Origin of the sequence: Fodinicurvata fenggangensis DSM 21160, from assembly GCF_000686045.1 — a bacterium.
Classification (GTDB): domain Bacteria; phylum Pseudomonadota; class Alphaproteobacteria; order Kiloniellales; family DSM-21159; genus Fodinicurvata; species Fodinicurvata fenggangensis.
Window position 1 is genome coordinate 1 of the sequence record NZ_JMLV01000016.1, and the last position, 15,199, is coordinate 15,199.

Sequence of the window (15,199 nt, forward strand, 5' to 3'; positions counted from 1 at the left end):
CGTCGGCCATGTCTGCGACCTCTTCACCGAGGAGGAATGCACCAACTTCTTCAGGGCTGCCGGATATGAAATCAATTAAACGCGACAGGCTTTAGTCAGATGGCGCTCCAACAGCATGTAATCCTTGCTGGTGAGCTGGCACTTCATAGGCCGCAATGCCTCGGGCAGACCCCATTGGATCAGGTCCGGCAGGCAATCGGTGATTGGTGAATAGGAAACAGGGGAACCCGCTTCAAGGTGCGGGCCAGACCAGTTTGTGTTTATCGTGTGCATGACATCCCACCGCCGAACGACTTCTGTCGTTCGGTTCATGAATTCCATAGGAAATGTGGAATTGCCCCAAGCGGTGGGAGAGCACGTCTACCCTTAGCCCGCTCGGGGCTGAGAGCCTTCGAGCAGGGTGCCTGCAAACCGCAGGAACCTGTATGATGGGACGTGCTTGTACATGATGTACAGAAGGTAGGTCCGCCAGATGGTAAAGTCAAACGCCCTATTTACATAACGTTTATGATAAAAATGACGTGAGCCGATGGCGAGCAAATTGCCGGTGATGGAAAGGGAGCTTCCCTCCTGGCCGGGGTGTGCCAGGAAACGCCTTGTATTCAGCCTGCGGCCGGAACCGGTGCCTTCAGGGCTTCATTCAGATCGGCGATGATATCTTCCACTTCTTCCAGGCCGACCGACAGCCGGATCAGTCCTTCCGTGATGCCGTGGGCGGCGCGTTCTTCGGCAGTATAGGTCGAATGTGTCATGCTGGCGGGGTGCTGGATCAGGCTTTCCGCATCACCCAGTGACACGGCCCGCCGGATCAGCTGCAGCCGATCCATCATGGCCTTTCCGGCCGCGTGCCCGTCCTTGAGTTCAAAGGCGATCATCGCACCGAATCCGGGCATCTGACGGCGGGCCAACGCGTGTTGCGGGAAGCTCTCAAGCCCGGGGTAGTGGACCTTGGCCACCGCCGGATGGCGCTCGAGCATACCGGCCACTTCCATGGCATTCTCACAATGTCGCTCCATGCGCAGTTTGAGCGTTTTAAGGCCGCGCAGCACCAGCATGGCATTGAAAGGCGCCATGACGGCACCGGTCATGTCCTTCATGCCGATCATGCGGACCTCGCCCATGTCGTCCGCTCTGCCGACGGCAAGCCCGCCGACCAGGTCGCCGTGCCCGCCCATGTATTTTGTTGCGGAGTGGACGACGATATCCGCGCCCAATTCGATGGGGCGGGTCAGGACCGGGGTGGCATAGGTGTTGTCGACCACCGTTTTGGCGTCATGGGTTCGTGCGATGGCGCCTACGGCGTCGATATCGACCAGACGCATGTTCGGGTTTGCGGGCGTTTCGAAATACACGATCCGTGTGCGGGACGAGATCGCAGCTTCCAGCGCCGCCGGCTCGGTCAGGTCCACATGGGTGACGGTGATTCCGAACTTCTCCAGCCCGTGACGCATGAAGGCGAAGGTGCAGCCATAGAGGGTTTCGTCGGTGATGACCTCGTCCCCTGGCGCCAGGAAGGTCCAGAGAACCGAGGTGATGGCCCCCATGCCCGAGGCGAGTGCAAGACCCGCTTCGGCGCCCTCCAGTGCCGCCACGCGACGCTCGAGCAGATCCAGTGTGGGGTTGGAGATTCGCGAATAGATGTGGCCCTGGGCCTCGCCAGCGAAGAGCGCCGCGCCCTGCTCGACCGTATCGAAAGCGAAGGTGGAGGTGAGGTGCAGCGGTGGCGTCAGAGCGCCCTCGTTGTCTTGAGGCTCATACCCAAGATGAATGGCACGGGTGGCAAAACCGGCGGACTTGTTCGGAGTCATGGGCTGTCCCTTTGCTGCTGTCTGCCGCCAGTATCGCAGGAATCATCTGGTGATGGCGGTCAAAATCTGTCACGAATACATATGAAAATAGCATGATTTACTAATAGAGATGGTCATTGAAGTCACTTGATGCCAAGGATTTGCAGATTATCCGTGAGCTGCAGAAGGACGGCCGCCTGACGAATGCGGACCTGGCAACGCGGGTCAACCTGTCGCCCACGCCCTGCCTGCGGCGCGTCCGCTTGTTGGAGGAGGCGGGGATCATCACCGGCTATTCGGCCAACGTGAATCCCAGGGCCTACGGCCTGACGATCACAGCCTTCATCCGCATTTCCCTGGAACGTCACGATCGTGATGTCGTGCAGCGTTTCGAGGAACGGGTGTGCAGCATCGAGGAAATCCTGGACTGCCATCTGCTGACGGGGGAGGCCGATTACCTGTTGCGTGTGATGGTTACCGACCTCGAGGCCTATGAGGCCTTCGTGCGGACCCGCCTGCACGCCATCCAGGGTATCAGTTCGATCACGACAAGCTTCGTCTACGGGACCGTCAAGTCCTCGCCGATTTTCCCCAGGCCCTGATAGCAAGGACGAGAGGTGAAAGGGCGGATAGAGAATTTTTATGGACCTGCGCGACGGAGAAGAAAGCGACCTCATGGATATAAACTGGGAAGAAGTCACTGATCTTCTGGAAAAACTCTATGAAGCCTCTAGTGGGTTAGAAGCCTTGTTTCCGGGTAGGAAATTTACGCTCGATGGCCACCTTGTGGGAAGTATTGGAGAGGTGGTCGCTGCCTACATGTTCGGGCTTGAACTCATGCCAGCTTCGAATCTTGGCTATGATGCATTATCTGCCGACGGCCGCAAGGTAGAGATCAAACTTACCCAGGGAACTGTCATCGGCATTCGTCACCAGGCAGAGCATATCATTGTGCTGCATCGCTCAAGGGGCGGGCCGATTCGTGTTGCATATAACGGTCCTGGGGAACCGATTTGGTCTGCGGCAGGGTCAATGCAACGCAATGGTGCCCGGCAGATCTCTGTGAGAAAGCTTGCGAGGCTTGATGAAAGTCTCCCTGAAGCCAGGAAGTTACCAATTCTTCAGCAGGCACCAGTGTAAATCTGGAAGGTTTCAGTATGCCTTGGCCAGGTCGAGGATGGCCTGAGCGAAAGCTTCCGGTGCCTCCTGGGGTGGGTTGTGGCCTGTATCGGGCAGCAGGCGGCGTTCATAACGGTCAGTGAAATGCGCGGCGTGGGGGTCCGTCTCCTCCGGCGGATCCACACCGTCATTCGCGCCTTCAAGTACGATGGTGGGCACGGATATATCGGGCTGGCTGGCCAGTTGTGCCTCCAGGCCTTCCAGAGCCGGATCACCCGGAATCAGGCCATAGCGGTGGCGATAGGAATGGATCACGACCTCGACGAAGTCCGGGTTGTCGAACGCGGAAGCGCTGCGATTGAAGGTTTCAGTATCGAAGTTCCATGTCGGCGACCAGAGTTCCCAGAGCAGGCGCGTCAGGTCGCGGCGGTTTGCGGCCAGTCCCGCGCGGCCTCGTTCGGAGTGGAAGTAGTACTGGTACCAGAAGCGCCGTTCCTGTTCCGGTGCGGCGGGTGTGTCGGCCTTTGCGATGTCCTGGATGTTGTAGCCGGTGCCACAGCTGACCAGGCCGTGCACCCGGTTCGGCCAGAGGGCGGCCACGATGCAGGCGGCGCGTCCGCCCCAGTCATAGCCGGCCAGGATCGCCTGCGGAATCTCGAGCGCCTCCAGGAACGCCCGCAGGTCATCTCCCAGAGCGGCCTGCTGGCCCGAGCGGAGCGTGTTCCTTGACAGGAATCGCGTTGGGCCATAGCCGCGCAGGTAGGGGACGAGGCAGCGGAACCCATTTTGTGAAAGCTGCCCGGCCACTTCATCGTAGGAGTGGACGTCATAGGGAAAGCCATGCAGCAGAACCACCGGCGTACCGTCCGCCGGGCCCTGCTCCAGGTAGGTGACATTGAGCGAACCTGCGATCACCTGCTTCATACTGTCCTTCTCCTGCACCCTGATTATGCCCGAGGCAGTTCCAGTCTTGCTTCCAGCCCCTGCGCACGGTTTTCCAGGACCAAACTGCCGCCCGCGGCATCCGCGATCTCACTGGCGATGGCCAGGCCAAAGCCGTTGCTCCTGGCGCTTTCGTCGAGCCGTCTGCCTCGCGTTGTGAGAGTCTCGATCTGGGCTGGAGGAATTCCGGGCCCATCGTCGCGAATGGTTATTTCGATCCGATCGTCCAGGGCGCGCCCTGACAGATTGACTCGGCTCGAGGCGTGCCGGGCAGCGTTTTCGGCAAGTGCGCCCAGAGCCTCGGCCAGGTCGCTTGAATCGATACGGGCATGGAGGGTAGGGGCGATATCGAGACTCCATGCAACGCCTGCACCATCCGGACTGCGTTTCAGTACGGAAATAATGCCACGTGTCGTCTCCGCTACGTCCGCTCGTGCTTCCCGTGCACGTGCCGCTGCGCGCGCGCGCAGCAGCTCGCGGTCAACATGTCGCTGCATGGCACGGGCCACTTCCTCGATGTCTTCGGCAGCACGGGGGGACCCGCTTGTCCGCAGGCGACCGGCTTCCCCCAGCAGAGCCTGCAAGGGAGTCTTGAGGCCGTGTGCTAGGTCGCCAGCCCGGGCCCTGGCTTTTGAAATATCGGCTTCGCGCTTTTCGAGCAGGGCATCCAGTTCGTCCGCCAGGGGTTGGACCTCCTGTGGCCAATCCGTGCCCATGCGTGTGGCTTGACCAGAGCGCAGTGCTGCAATCCGCGTGCCGAGCCAACGCAAGGGGCGAAGACCTACCAGTAGTTGGACTGCTTGCGCTGCGATAAGGAATAACGCCAGCAAGGCCAGGAAAGGGGCAAGGTCTGTCATGAAGGCACGTTGTGCGCTTTCCAACTGCCCGGCATCCATGGCCACGGCCACACGGACTGGCTGGTTGCCCAGCCGTTCGGGCAGGGTAACCCTGCGTTCAAAGACCAGCAATTGGGTGTCGTCAGGTCCCGTGAGTCGCAAGCTGTGTGGCTGATGATCCGGCTGGTCGGTGGACGGGAGCGATAGCTCGTAATCCCAGAGTGAACGAGATCGAAGCACCTGGCCATTGGTCTCGACCTGCCAGTAAAGACCGCCATAGGGCTGTTGGAATCTGGGGTCTGCGGGAGGGGGTGTGACCGTCAGATTACCGTCCTGCTGTCCAAGTCCTGCCAGGACCTGATCCAGTTGCACCGACAGTTCGGCTGTTGCACGGCGCTCCACATGGGTCCCGAACAGTGTGGTCAGGCCGGCTGCCGCCAGTCCCAGCGCCAGTATGACAGCGACGGCGCCCGCAATCGCCAGGCGCAAACGCAGGGAGAGGCGCTTCACTGCCCTTCGCCCTCAAGGTAATACCCGAAACCGCGGCGTGTTCCGATCACGTCTCTCCCCAACTTGCGTCTCAGCCGGGCGACGACAGCTTCGAGGGCATTGGGGTCGCGGGCATCATCGTCTCCATAGAGATGTTCCAGCAGCTCGGTTGGCGGTATCACGCGATCGCGGTGCAGTGCCAGATAGGCCATGAAGCGGTATTCCAGCGCTGTCAAACTGACAGGAAGGCCGCGCACGGCCAGGGTCATGCGATTGGTGTCGAGGGTCAGTTCTCCCACCTGCTGTACGGCCGCGCCGCGACCGGCAGACCGGCGCACCAAGGCCCGGGCCCGGGCGACCAATTCCTCGATCCGAAAAGGCTTTGGCAGGTAGTCGTCGGCGCCGGCATCGATGCCTTCCACACGCTCTTCCCAGGTTCCACGTGCAGTCAGGACCAGCACCGGCAGTTCACGCCCACTGGCGCGCCAGCGCTTGAGCAGTGACAGTCCGTCCATGCTGGGCAGCCCCAGGTCAAGTACCACGAGGTCGTAGTCTTCTGTATCGCCCAGGAACCAGGCTTCCTCGCCATCGGCGCAAACCTCGACCAGGAAACCGGCGCTTTCGAGGGCTGTCTTCAGATCCGAGGCAATCCGCGAGTCATCCTCGACTATAAGTGCCCGCATCAGTCGTCCTCGAACTCCCGTTCCAGAATGCGCCCGGTCGCGCCGTCGAGCTCCAGTTCCAGCAGCCGGCCATCCGGGGTGATAAGCTCAAGCTCATAGAGATATCGCCCATCATCGTGTTCAAGGTCTACCTCAATGACACGACCGCCGGTATCTTTCTCGGCAATCTCCAGGATGCGTGTTAGTGGCAATACATCGCCACGCTCCAGGGCTTCGCGCGCACGCTCGTGATCGTCACCGTCGGCCAGGGCGGACGAGGCAAGAAGCAGTAGAAGCGGAAACAAATATCTCATCATGCAGATTCTCTACGTCAGACAAGCTGACAATATGCTGACATCACGCATCAGGGTGTGGTCAGCGCCAATATTCTAGAAGGGAGCCTCATTGCGGCACACAGCTGCAGCATACCAAAGGAGCATAACATGAAACGCAAACTGCTTATTGCCACCACTTTCGCCGCCGCAACCGGTTTCCTGATTGCGGGTGTTCAGGCATCCGATGACGATCGCGCCAGTAACGGGAGCCTTTCCTCGCAGGAAGAAGCGATGGAGCTTTCCGAGTTCGCAACCATGTTGTCTTCGCAGGGCTATACCATTCACGAGATTGAAGTCGAGGATGGTGTTTTTAGCGTAGAGATGACTGACGAGGCCGGAGCGGAATATGAGGGGGATTACGATGTCGTAACAGGCGAGGCAGTTTACGGCCCCCATCGTGATGATTGACGAAAGCGGGGCGTTACAGGCCTCATCCCAGTGATAGTTCGGCCCGGCTGTACTTGGAGTGCAGCCGGGCCAGTGCCGTTCGGAGAGTTCTAAATCAATAGTCCCGCAGCACCTTCCAGCGTTCCAGACTCTCCGCCGGCCAGTGTTCGCTGCGGCGATAGTACTGGGGCATCACCGGAACGTCGCTGGGCAGGGACAGCCAGTGCTGCTTGGAGTCCGTGTAGATATGGATATCGGGCGGGAAGCGGTCTGGGTCGTCCAGGGTTCCGACGCGCAAGAAGGCAACCTTCTCGCCGGCGCCGGGATAGTGGCTCCAGAGGGCCACGCGGCAGTCGGGGCAGCGCAGGATCTTTTGACCCCTGCCGCTTTCGGAGGGCGTCAGTGTCAGCTCGGGCTGCCCGACCAGTAGCTCCAGGCTTGCGGTTTCCACGAGCGCGTTGATGGCCAACGCGCTGCCGGTTTCGCGTTGGCACCAGCGGCAATGACAGCCATGTACGAAAAGCGGTCGGGCCGTCATGCGATAGCGAACCCTGCCACACGTGCAGCCACCCTCGAAATGGGCTGCGTTGCCATCTTGAACCATGTTCTTTTGTCCCCCGGTCATTGTCCTGGCAATGGAAAGGCCAGAGTACCCCGCCGTATTGGGCTTTGACCAGCCGCGGCTTCCTACAGACCTCAGGTCACGCGTGTCAGCAGAACCTTGATGCCGGCCGAGGCGAAGGCCAGCGCGAAGAAGGCCTCGAACCAGCGACGCAGGCGCAGGTAGCCACGGACCACCGGCGGAATCGAGAACAGCAAGGCGTAGCCGTGGAAGACCAGGAAGCTCTGGAGCCCGATGGCGGCGATCACCAGGAGCAGGCCTTGCAGTGTGGCACCGGGCGGAATGGCGATGGAGTAGAGAGAACCAAAGAAGAGGGCAGCCTTCGGATTGGTCAGGTGTATGGCCAGGCCTTTTCCATAGGCACGGCGCAGGGAGGTCGAAGGCATTGCCTTCGTCTGGGGCTCACGGTCCGACATGGCCTTGCGGCCTGCAGCGACAGCCAGATAGACAAGATAGCCTGCACCCAGATAGCGCAGGATCTCCAGCGCCCAGGCATGGGTCAGCAGGATCGCGCCCAGACCGAATGCAGCGCTTGTCGACCAGAGCAGGGAACCGGTCATGACGCCTGAGGCCAGGGCCAGGCCGAACCGGCGCCCGGAGGTCATGGAAGTGCTGGCAATGGCCAGGGTTGCTGGACCCGGACTGAGGGAGGCGATCAGGGCCGCGCCTAGGATAAGCGTTAACTGGATACCTTCGTACATACCCCTCTCCCTCTAGTGGATTCCGGGAGCCTCCCGGATTGGATCATTCCCCCTCGCGTGCTTTAGACCAGCCGTCGGGGTCCTTCAGGAAAGCCTTGACCTCATTTATGCCGGCTTCGTCCAGATAACTGCGCTCGGCGGCCACCTGCAGGGCGTCATGCCAGGTACAGAGCGCATGCAGGGAAACACCCTGTTCCTCCAACTGGGCGATGCCTTCGGGAAAGATGCCATAGTGAAAGATGACGAAGGTGTGCGCGACTTTGGCCCCGGCCTCGCGCAGGGCTTCGACGAAGCTCAGTTTCGAACCGCCATCGGTGGCCAGGTCCTCGACCAAAAGCACGCGCGCGCCTTCAGAAAAGGTCCCCTCGATGCGAGCATTGCGACCGAAGCCCTTGGCCTTCTTGCGGACATAGACCATTGGCAAGCCCAGGCGTTCGGCGATCCAGGCAGCAAAGGGAATGCCCGCCGTTTCGCCGCCGGCCACGGCGTCGAAGGCCTCCACGCCGGCTTCCTGCATCAGGCGTTCCACGGCCAGGTTCATCAGGGCTGCACGGGCCCGTGGAAAGGAGATGACCTTGCGGCAATCGATATAGACCGGACTGCGCCGGCCGGACGTAAAGGTAAAGGGCTCCTGTGGGCGAAAGTGGACCGCCTCGATCTCCAGCAGGGTCGAGGCAGTGAGCCGGGCGTGATCTGTCAGGTGAGTCATGGTCTGTCGGTCCCCTTGCGTGACTCCTGCTAGATATCCTGTTCGATACGACAGGACAATCGCGCAGGGCTGAGAAGGGCGTGTATTTCCTTTCATCGGGCGGCAGACTTCCCATCTCTCGGGCAGGCATAGATGCAAGGGCACTCGGATATGCAAAGCAAACCAATCGCTGAGGGCACCCCATCCCCCGGGCAAAGCCTGGACGCCATCCGCCAGACCGGTCCGTTGGTCCACAACATCACGAATCTTGTTGCCATGGACCTGGCGGCCAACAGCCTGCTGGCGGTCGGGGCCTCGCCCGTGATGGCCCACGCCTCGGAGGAGGTGGAGGACTTCGTCTCGCTGGCAGGGGCGCTGACCATCAACATAGGCACCTTTACCCAGGACTGGCAGGAGGCTGCCGTCTCTGCCGCTGTCCAGGCTTTGGGCAACGAAACGCCTTGGGTCCTGGACCCGGTCGGCTGCGGTGCCACGCGTTTTCGCATGGAGAACACACAACGCCTGTTGAAGATCCGGCCAACAGTTTTGCGTGGAAACGCCTCCGAGATTGCGGCGCTGGCCAATCATGCCTTGCGCAGCGGCAAGGGCGTCGATGCCACGCATTGGGTTGAGGACGTGGAAAAGGAGGCCGTGCGCCTGGCGCGCGAGGTGGGCGTGGTCGTTGCTGTTACGGGCGAAGTCGATTTTGCCACCGATGGTCAGAGAAACTTGCGTGTGTCTGGAGGACACCCGTTGATGACACGAGTCACAGCGACTGGCTGTGCTTTGAGCGCATTGACGGGAGCCTTCCTGGCGGTGGAGGCGGACGCACTTGTTGCCGCCAGCCATGCATTGGCCTGCATGGCCGCAGCGGGCGAAATCGCCGGTCGTCAGGCTGAAGGGCCCGGGTCCTTTCGGGTTCAGTTGCTGGACGCTCTCTATAGCTTGAGCCCCGGGAAACTGGACGAATTGGCCGCGATAGAATGGATGGAGGAGCAAGGATGACACGACCCGGTTTCGACCTTTCGGTTTATCTGGTGATCGGGCCGGAGGACGTACGCCACCACAGCCTGGAGGATGTGGTCGCCCTGGCAGCCAAGGGCGGGGTCAGCCTGGTCCAGCTGCGTGACAAGATGGCCGACAAGCAGCGATTCGTGGAGCTTGGCCGTGCCTTGCAGGGTGTTCTGAAACCTGCGGGCTTGCCGCTGATCGTCAATGACAGGGTCGAAGAGGCCGTCGCACTGGGGGCCGCCGGTGTGCATGTGGGTCAAGACGACATGCCGGCACGTCTGGTTCGTCAGGTCTTGGGCCCCGATCGGCTGGTCGGGCTGTCCAGCTCGCGACCGGAGGATGCACAGGCCGCAGACCCACAGGTGGTGGATTACCTGGGCGCAGGTCCCGTGAATATCACCACCAGCAAGGCGGATGCCAAGAAACCGATTGCTGCCGAAGGTGTGGGGGTGATCTGTCGAGCGACGTCCTTGCCCGTGGTGGCGATCGGCGGAATCCAAGTCGCGGATGTTCCGGCACTTGTGCGTGCGGGCGTTTCCGGTGTTGCCGTGGTTTCGGCCATCTGCAGTGCCACGAACCCCGAGTCTGCAGCGCGTGATTTGCGCCAGGCGGTCGATCAGGCCAAGGCCTGACGCAATATGGCATCAGTGCTGGAGGACGTTCAGCTGGCTTCGCAGACCATGTCAGCTTGGGGGTTTCGAACCAGAGTGCGGAAGACACTGCTGGCTATGATACCCAGCAACAGCCAGAAGGCTGCTGAAGTGCTGAGCGAAGCCATAAGAAACTGTTCAGAAAGTTCCAGTGGTATGCCGCTTTGTGCCGCCGGTGCGACAGGGGCGCCGTAGATATGCGGCATGGCCAGAAGAATCAGGCCCAGTGGCTTGAGCCAAAGAGGACGCAACAGAACCAAGATCAGCAAGCCCGCCGAGCTGAACAGGGCCGTAACCAGGAACCAGGACTGACGTTCAAGGAGTGGTGCCTGTTCCATGCCGGGCAGTGCAGGTGGCACACCAATTGCGGGCAGCAGACTCCACGCCAGGAAGCCACCCACCCCCCAAAGCAGCCCATGCCAGGCGCGTGTACGCCCCAGCAGGCTCATGCCGGCAGCAATGACCAGGCCAAACCCGATGCCTGTCATTCCGTTGGACAGGAGTGTAAGCAGGCTTTTGCCAAAGACACCGGCCTGATTTTGGTCCTGCAGGATATTGTCGTGCATGCTGAGGGTTTCGTTGGCGCCAAAGCTGGCTTCATACAGTTCGGCCTGATGAAGCAGGGGCACCAAGGTTGCCAGTTGCAGGACAGTGATTGCGAGTCCGGCTATAGAGCCTGCGACCAGCCCGGTAATGAGGATGCGGCTTAGCACAGGCATATCCTTCTATGACGCGATACCGAGCTTTTACCGTAACGCTCACATGCAAGACGAATCAATCACGCTTGAGCCTGTGCGCTCAAAGGACACACCTGCACCCGGCCAGCCGATAGCTCCTCAGCCGGCAAATATTCCTTGTCCAGGGAAAAGCGGGATCCAGGGTGCAGAAATAGCTGTGGCGTTTCTGTGTCAGCCACGTGGCATTACTGGATTTCCTCAAGATAATTCGTTGTTTTTCTTTGCCTTGTGGACATCCGAAGTGGGAAAAGCGGGATTGAGCCTTGAAGGTTGCCTTATTGCAGCCAAATGTAGATACGAAACATGAGCAGGATTACATTCAATCCCTGCCACGTTACTGAAGGTAAGGAGCTTGACCATGAAGAATATCGTTCTGGCCCTGACAGCCGTTGCTGGTCTGACCCTAGCGGGGTGCTCCGGCATGTCCACGACCGAACAGCGTACTTTGACCGGCGGTGCGGCTGGTGCGGCTGGTGGTGCGGCTCTTGGCGCCGTTACCGGCGGCAGCGCGACCACGGGCGCCCTGTTGGGTGGCGCCCTGGGTGCTGGCGGTGGCTATCTTTACGACCAGGCTGAAGAAGACTGAGCCTGCCCCCTCAGTCTCTTCCATGGACCGGGAAGCCTTCCAGGCTTCCCGGTTTTTTTTACGACAACAGTTTGTTCAGGCTTGTTGTTGGCCGGTCGTTGAAGTGGTTTCCCTGGGTGTTTCCAGGGGCTCCGTGGAAGCAAAACGCTTCTGCCAGAAGAACAGGGCGATGCCTAATCCGATGCCGAGGATGTCGGTTGTCGTCCCGCCGGAGATCATGGATACCGCGCCGATCAGCAAGGGAATGCGAATATAGGCCTTGGCATGGCCGAAGTACCAGGCCTGTACGGCCGAGGCCAGCAGGAAGATGCCAATCAAGGCCGTCACCATGTTCTGGGCAATCTCCATCGACTCGGCCTGGAGCAGAAGTCCCGGTGCATAGAAGAACATGTAGGGCACGATGAAGGCGGCCACCCCGAACTTGAAGGCCGTGACGGAAGTCCGCATTGGGTCCGATCCCGCAATTGCGGCGCCGGCATAGGCGGCCAGTGCGACCGGTGGCGTGATGGCCGAGATGACCGCGTAGTAGAACACGAAGAAATGAGCGGTCAGTGGGTCGATCCCAAGGCGGATCAGCCCGGGGGCGATGACCGAGGCCGCGACGGCGTAGGCGGCCGTTGTCGGCATGCCCATGCCCAGGATGATGGAAATGACCATGGCGAAGGCCAGAGCCAGCAACTGGCTGGTATCGGCCAGTTGCAGCAACATGGACGAGAAGCGCAGGCCAACGCCCGTCAAGCCGATGACCCCGACGATGATGCCGGCACAGGCACAGACCGCGATGAGCTGAATGGCCATGCGCGAGGCGCGATTGAGCGCATTGATGGTCCGTATCGGGCCCATGCGATGGGTGGTCAGCCAGCTGACGACCACGGCGGCGATCAGCGACATGGTGCCCGCCCGGATGACGGAATAGCCCGACAGCAGCGTGTAGATCAGGATGATGATGGGGATGAAGAGGAATATCTTCTTCAGGATATCGTTCATCCGGGGAAGGGCCGAGGAGGGCAGGCCTTTCATTCCCAGCTTCTGGGCCTCGAAATCCACCATCAGAAAGACGGCCGCGAAATAGAGGATCGCGGGGATGATGGCCGACATCATCAGTTCCGTGTACTTGATGCCTGTGATCTCGGCCATGATGAAGGCGCCCGCGCCCATGATCGGCGGCATGATCTGTCCTCCGGTGGAGGAAGCGGCCTCGATCGAGGCCGCGGACTGCGAGCGATACCCCACCTTCTTCATCAGCGGAATGGTCAGTGAACCCGTCGCCACCACATTGCCGGCGGAGGTGCCGTTGATCATTCCCATCAGGCCACTGGAGAAGACAGCAACCTTGGCCGGGCCGCCTCGGGTGCGACCGGCAATGGCGAAGGCAAAGTTCACGAAATACTCACCCACGCGCGATTCCTGCAGGAACGCGGCGAAGATGATGAACAGGATGATGTAGGTCGAGGATACGGCGACCGTTGGACCCAGGATGCCATTGTCCGTGTAGATATAGGTGAAGAAGCGGGCCGCGCGATAGCCGCCGTGTTCCAGGATTCCGGGCAGGTAGGGGCCCAGGAAGGAATAGGCGATGAAAACCATGGCGATGACGACCAGGGGCATACCGGCCACGCGCCGCGTCAATTCCATAATCAGCAGGATACCGGTCAGCGACATCCAGAAATCCGGCGGGGTCGGCATGACTCCGGCCCGCGATTGCAGTGCCGCCAGGTTGATCAGCAGGTACACGCAAACCAGGATGCTGCAGATCGCAAGAATCGCGTCGTACCAGCCCAGATACTGGGCCTGCGGCTTGAAGATCCAACTGCTGATGATTGCTACGATAAAGGCAGCGAAGGTACCGAGACTGGCGTATTCCCAGACCCAGGGTGGCGGTGCCATTTTTCCCTGAACCAGGACGATGTGGGCCGCATAGAGAGTCAGGACCACTGCGCCCAGAATCAGGAGGCCGCCCACCAAGCCGGGCAATATTTCAAATTTGGAGGCAGACCAGCCAATGTTTCCGCCGGTTTCCGTGTCCTGGAACTTTCGTGCCGCCATCAGGACGAATCCGATGACCAGTGCGCCCGCAATATGGGTGATGCGGAAGGACCAGGTCTCCATCGGGAAGATGTTGAGTGTTATCAGGTGAAAAGCGGCATAGGCGACACAGGCCGCGAAAATAAGCCAGCCGCGCCAGTTTTTCAGGTCGCGCTCGTTGGCGACCACCACTTCCTCGTCGATCTTCTCGACGTTCAGGGTTTCCACGACGTCCGACGGAGCGGAACTGTCCGATTGGAGCTGGTTGTCTTCCCGGGCCATTTTGGTCTTGTTCCAGTGTAACGGCGAGTGCGGATTTCTGGAATTGGAACACTTCCAGACTGGAAGAAAGAAACCAGCCGGAAGCCAAGGCTTCCGGCTGGTGGCAAAAAGCTTACTTCATTTCAGGCGGAATGAGATCCTCGTCGATCTCGTAGCCCTTTTCCTGGAAATACTTCACAGCACCCGGATGGAAGAACATGAAGCTGTTCTTGTCGTAGTGCTCGGGCAGGGTTTCGGCCGCTGCCTTGTGGACTTCCATCATGCGATCATTGTTGTCCAGCACGGTCTTCATGATCTCATAGCCCAGGCTTTCCGGGATGGACTTGTTCGCGATGGCGAAGTTCCACATGGCCACCGTGTCCTGGTCATCAGGTACGGCATCATAGGTGTCGCCCGGAATGGTAAAGGGGGCCAGAGAGGGGTTCTCATCCAGCAGGGTCTGAATCTCTTCATCGTTGAAGGCGAAGATGTTCACATCCCGCTGGGCGGCCACTTCACTGAAGGCCGCGATCGGAACACCGGCGCCGAAGGCGAAGGCGTCGATCAGGCCGTCCTGCAGCTGGCTGCCTAGGTCACTGGCGCCGCCATACTGCGGTTCGAAGTCAACACCGAGCTGTTCCAGGAAGCGTGGGAAGTATGTGCCCGGCGTGCCGCCGCGTGGGCCCACACCAACGGTCTTGCCGTTCAGGTCCTCGACCGAGTCAATGTCGGAATCGGCCAGTGCGATGATCTGGAACGGTGTCTGGTACATCGGGAAGAGCGCACGAACATCGCGCATCTCGACACCCGGTGCGATCTCGTTTTCACCGATCCAGGCATCATAGCCCGGGCCCATGGTGGTCATGCCGAATTCCAGGTCACCGGCATTCACGAGTGCCATGTTCTGGACAGGGCCACCGGTGGCTTCGGTCGAAGTCTGGATGTCCAGCTCCTCCTGGACCAGATCGGCCCAACCGGCGCCATAGATGAAGTATGTGCCGCCCTGACTGGCGGTGCCGACGGTTACGGAATCCGGCCAGTCATCCTGTGCGACGGCGCCGGTGGCCATGGCGCCAGCCATGGCAAGCGCCGCGCTGGCGGTTCCCAGTTTTGTTAGCCAAGAGAATTTCATGTCTTTGGTTCCTCCCTTATTCGAACCAGTGTATGCGGGTCCAGCCCGGCTCTCACCGGCGACAGGAAGCTGTTCGATTGCAAAGGGATCAGAAACTTTCCTCGAAAGCGGAACTCTTCGACCGCTTCGATTGGCGTGGTGGCCCGAGCCGGGGAATTCTGGCAGGCCAGCCAGCATCACTCCCTGTTGCAACCGGTCTTGCTGCCGGTAAGCCTTGGTACCCAGCTAG

At 60.3% G+C, this 15,199-nt stretch carries 17 protein-coding genes; 6 read left to right on the top strand and 11 right to left on the bottom strand.

Annotation, left to right across the window (positions count from 1 at the left end; all coding sequences use genetic code 11):
* Nucleotides 1-602: 602 nt before the first annotated feature.
* A complete protein-coding gene (locus BP38_RS0116455; protein WP_026988622.1) occupies nucleotides 603-1,808 on the bottom strand; it encodes a methionine gamma-lyase in 1,206 nt (401 codons plus the stop codon).
* 116 nt (nucleotides 1,809-1,924) lie between these two features.
* Here BP38_RS0116455 and BP38_RS0116460 point away from each other — a divergent pair, with 116 nt between their 5' ends.
* Nucleotides 1,925-2,389 (top strand): Lrp/AsnC family transcriptional regulator, encoded by a 465-nt coding sequence (locus tag BP38_RS0116460; protein ID WP_026988623.1) that lies wholly within the window; start codon nucleotides 1,925-1,927, stop codon nucleotides 2,387-2,389.
* A gap of 40 nt (nucleotides 2,390-2,429) precedes the next feature.
* Nucleotides 2,430-2,927 (top strand): DUF6998 domain-containing protein, encoded by a 498-nt coding sequence (locus BP38_RS0116465; RefSeq protein WP_211250373.1) that lies wholly within the window; start codon nucleotides 2,430-2,432, stop codon nucleotides 2,925-2,927.
* A 12-nt stretch (nucleotides 2,928-2,939) separates the two neighbouring features.
* On the opposite strand, the gene BP38_RS0116470 is transcribed toward BP38_RS0116465, so the two are convergent.
* Genes BP38_RS0116470 through BP38_RS0116485 form a run of 4 tightly spaced genes read right to left on the bottom strand, consistent with a single transcriptional unit; the run spans nucleotide 2,940 to nucleotide 6,152 of the window.
* Nucleotides 2,940-3,830, bottom strand: coding sequence for an alpha/beta fold hydrolase (locus tag BP38_RS0116470; protein ID WP_026988625.1), 891 nt, complete (start codon nucleotides 3,828-3,830; stop codon nucleotides 2,940-2,942).
* Between the two features lie 23 nt (nucleotides 3,831-3,853).
* Nucleotides 3,854-5,194, bottom strand: a complete 1,341-nt coding sequence (locus BP38_RS0116475; protein ID WP_026988626.1) for a sensor histidine kinase — start codon at nucleotides 5,192-5,194, stop codon at nucleotides 3,854-3,856.
* Nucleotides 5,191-5,856 carry a response regulator transcription factor gene (locus BP38_RS0116480; RefSeq protein WP_026988627.1) on the bottom strand — a complete coding sequence of 222 codons (666 nt, stop codon included), beginning with the start codon at nucleotides 5,854-5,856 and terminating at the stop codon, nucleotides 5,191-5,193. Before BP38_RS0116480 ends, BP38_RS0116475 begins: the two co-directional genes overlap by 4 nt.
* Nucleotides 5,856-6,152 (bottom strand): PepSY domain-containing protein, encoded by a 297-nt coding sequence (locus tag BP38_RS0116485; RefSeq protein ID WP_026988628.1) that lies wholly within the window; start codon nucleotides 6,150-6,152, stop codon nucleotides 5,856-5,858. Before BP38_RS0116485 ends, BP38_RS0116480 begins: the two co-directional genes overlap by 1 nt.
* A 126-nt stretch (nucleotides 6,153-6,278) precedes the next feature.
* On the opposite strand from BP38_RS0116485, the gene BP38_RS0116490 reads away from it, so the two are divergent.
* Nucleotides 6,279-6,578 carry a PepSY domain-containing protein gene (locus BP38_RS0116490; protein ID WP_026988629.1) on the top strand — a complete coding sequence of 100 codons (300 nt, stop codon included), beginning with the start codon at nucleotides 6,279-6,281 and terminating at the stop codon, nucleotides 6,576-6,578.
* 94 nt (nucleotides 6,579-6,672) lie between these two features.
* On the opposite strand, the gene BP38_RS0116495 is transcribed toward BP38_RS0116490, so the two are convergent.
* The 3 genes from BP38_RS0116495 to BP38_RS0116505 form a co-directional block, all read right to left on the bottom strand.
* On the bottom strand, nucleotides 6,673-7,161 hold the full coding sequence (locus BP38_RS0116495; RefSeq protein ID WP_026988630.1) for a GFA family protein: 489 nt from the start codon (nucleotides 7,159-7,161) through the stop codon (nucleotides 6,673-6,675).
* 92 nt (nucleotides 7,162-7,253) lie between these two features.
* The gene (locus tag BP38_RS0116500; protein ID WP_026988631.1) at nucleotides 7,254-7,880 is read right to left on the bottom strand and encodes a LysE family translocator; all 627 of its coding nucleotides are present in this window, start codon (nucleotides 7,878-7,880) and stop codon (nucleotides 7,254-7,256) included.
* 43 nt (nucleotides 7,881-7,923) lie between these two features.
* Nucleotides 7,924-8,589 carry an orotate phosphoribosyltransferase gene (locus tag BP38_RS0116505; protein ID WP_026988632.1) on the bottom strand — a complete coding sequence of 222 codons (666 nt, stop codon included), beginning with the start codon at nucleotides 8,587-8,589 and terminating at the stop codon, nucleotides 7,924-7,926.
* A 150-nt stretch (nucleotides 8,590-8,739) separates the two neighbouring features.
* Between BP38_RS0116505 and thiM the strand changes: the two genes are divergently transcribed.
* Nucleotides 8,740-9,573, top strand: coding sequence for a hydroxyethylthiazole kinase (gene thiM, locus BP38_RS0116510; RefSeq protein ID WP_026988633.1), 834 nt, complete (start codon nucleotides 8,740-8,742; stop codon nucleotides 9,571-9,573).
* Complete coding sequence (thiE, locus tag BP38_RS0116515; protein WP_026988634.1) at nucleotides 9,570-10,211, top strand: thiamine phosphate synthase; 642 nt, start codon at nucleotides 9,570-9,572, stop codon at nucleotides 10,209-10,211. Before thiM ends, thiE begins: the two co-directional genes overlap by 4 nt.
* A 29-nt stretch (nucleotides 10,212-10,240) precedes the next feature.
* Here the strand turns inward: thiE and BP38_RS0116520 are convergent, their stop codons facing one another.
* Nucleotides 10,241-10,948, bottom strand: coding sequence for a CbtA family protein (locus BP38_RS0116520; protein ID WP_026988635.1), 708 nt, complete (start codon nucleotides 10,946-10,948; stop codon nucleotides 10,241-10,243).
* 376 nt (nucleotides 10,949-11,324) lie between these two features.
* Here BP38_RS0116520 and BP38_RS0116525 point away from each other — a divergent pair, with 376 nt between their 5' ends.
* A complete protein-coding gene (locus BP38_RS0116525; protein WP_026988636.1) occupies nucleotides 11,325-11,552 on the top strand; it encodes a YMGG-like glycine zipper-containing protein in 228 nt (75 codons plus the stop codon).
* Nucleotides 11,553-11,627: 75 nt separating this feature from the next.
* Here BP38_RS0116525 and BP38_RS0116530 read toward each other — a convergent pair whose 3' ends face one another.
* Together BP38_RS0116530 and BP38_RS0116535 are read right to left on the bottom strand one after the other, a co-directional pair.
* Nucleotides 11,628-13,859 carry a TRAP transporter permease gene (locus tag BP38_RS0116530; RefSeq protein WP_035725671.1) on the bottom strand — a complete coding sequence of 744 codons (2,232 nt, stop codon included), beginning with the start codon at nucleotides 13,857-13,859 and terminating at the stop codon, nucleotides 11,628-11,630.
* Nucleotides 13,860-13,971: 112 nt separating this feature from the next.
* Nucleotides 13,972-14,970, bottom strand: a complete 999-nt coding sequence (locus BP38_RS0116535) for a TAXI family TRAP transporter solute-binding subunit (protein WP_026988638.1) — start codon at nucleotides 14,968-14,970, stop codon at nucleotides 13,972-13,974.
* Nucleotides 14,971-15,199 lie beyond the last annotated feature (229 nt).

Coding starts and splice junctions, on each gene's coding strand:
- BP38_RS0116455 (WP_026988622.1), bottom strand. CDS start 1,808: ATGACTCCGAACAAGTCCGCCGGTTTTGCCACCCGTGCCATTCATCTT.
- BP38_RS0116465 (WP_211250373.1), top strand. CDS start 2,430: ATGGACCTGCGCGACGGAGAAGAAAGCGACCTCATGGATATAAACTGG.
- BP38_RS0116470 (WP_026988625.1), bottom strand. CDS start 3,830: ATGAAGCAGGTGATCGCAGGTTCGCTCAATGTCACCTACCTGGAGCAG.
- BP38_RS0116480 (WP_026988627.1), bottom strand. CDS start 5,856: ATGCGGGCACTTATAGTCGAGGATGACTCGCGGATTGCCTCGGATCTG.
- BP38_RS0116485 (WP_026988628.1), bottom strand. CDS start 6,152: ATGATGAGATATTTGTTTCCGCTTCTACTGCTTCTTGCCTCGTCCGCC.
- BP38_RS0116490 (WP_026988629.1), top strand. CDS start 6,279: ATGAAACGCAAACTGCTTATTGCCACCACTTTCGCCGCCGCAACCGGT.
- BP38_RS0116495 (WP_026988630.1), bottom strand. CDS start 7,161: ATGGTTCAAGATGGCAACGCAGCCCATTTCGAGGGTGGCTGCACGTGT.
- BP38_RS0116500 (WP_026988631.1), bottom strand. CDS start 7,880: ATGTACGAAGGTATCCAGTTAACGCTTATCCTAGGCGCGGCCCTGATC.
- BP38_RS0116505 (WP_026988632.1), bottom strand. CDS start 8,589: ATGACTCACCTGACAGATCACGCCCGGCTCACTGCCTCGACCCTGCTG.
- thiM (WP_026988633.1), top strand. CDS start 8,740: ATGCAAAGCAAACCAATCGCTGAGGGCACCCCATCCCCCGGGCAAAGC.
- thiE (WP_026988634.1), top strand. CDS start 9,570: ATGACACGACCCGGTTTCGACCTTTCGGTTTATCTGGTGATCGGGCCG.
- BP38_RS0116520 (WP_026988635.1), bottom strand. CDS start 10,948: ATGCCTGTGCTAAGCCGCATCCTCATTACCGGGCTGGTCGCAGGCTCT.
- BP38_RS0116525 (WP_026988636.1), top strand. CDS start 11,325: ATGAAGAATATCGTTCTGGCCCTGACAGCCGTTGCTGGTCTGACCCTA.
- BP38_RS0116530 (WP_035725671.1), bottom strand. CDS start 13,859: ATGGCCCGGGAAGACAACCAGCTCCAATCGGACAGTTCCGCTCCGTCG.
- BP38_RS0116535 (WP_026988638.1), bottom strand. CDS start 14,970: ATGAAATTCTCTTGGCTAACAAAACTGGGAACCGCCAGCGCGGCGCTT.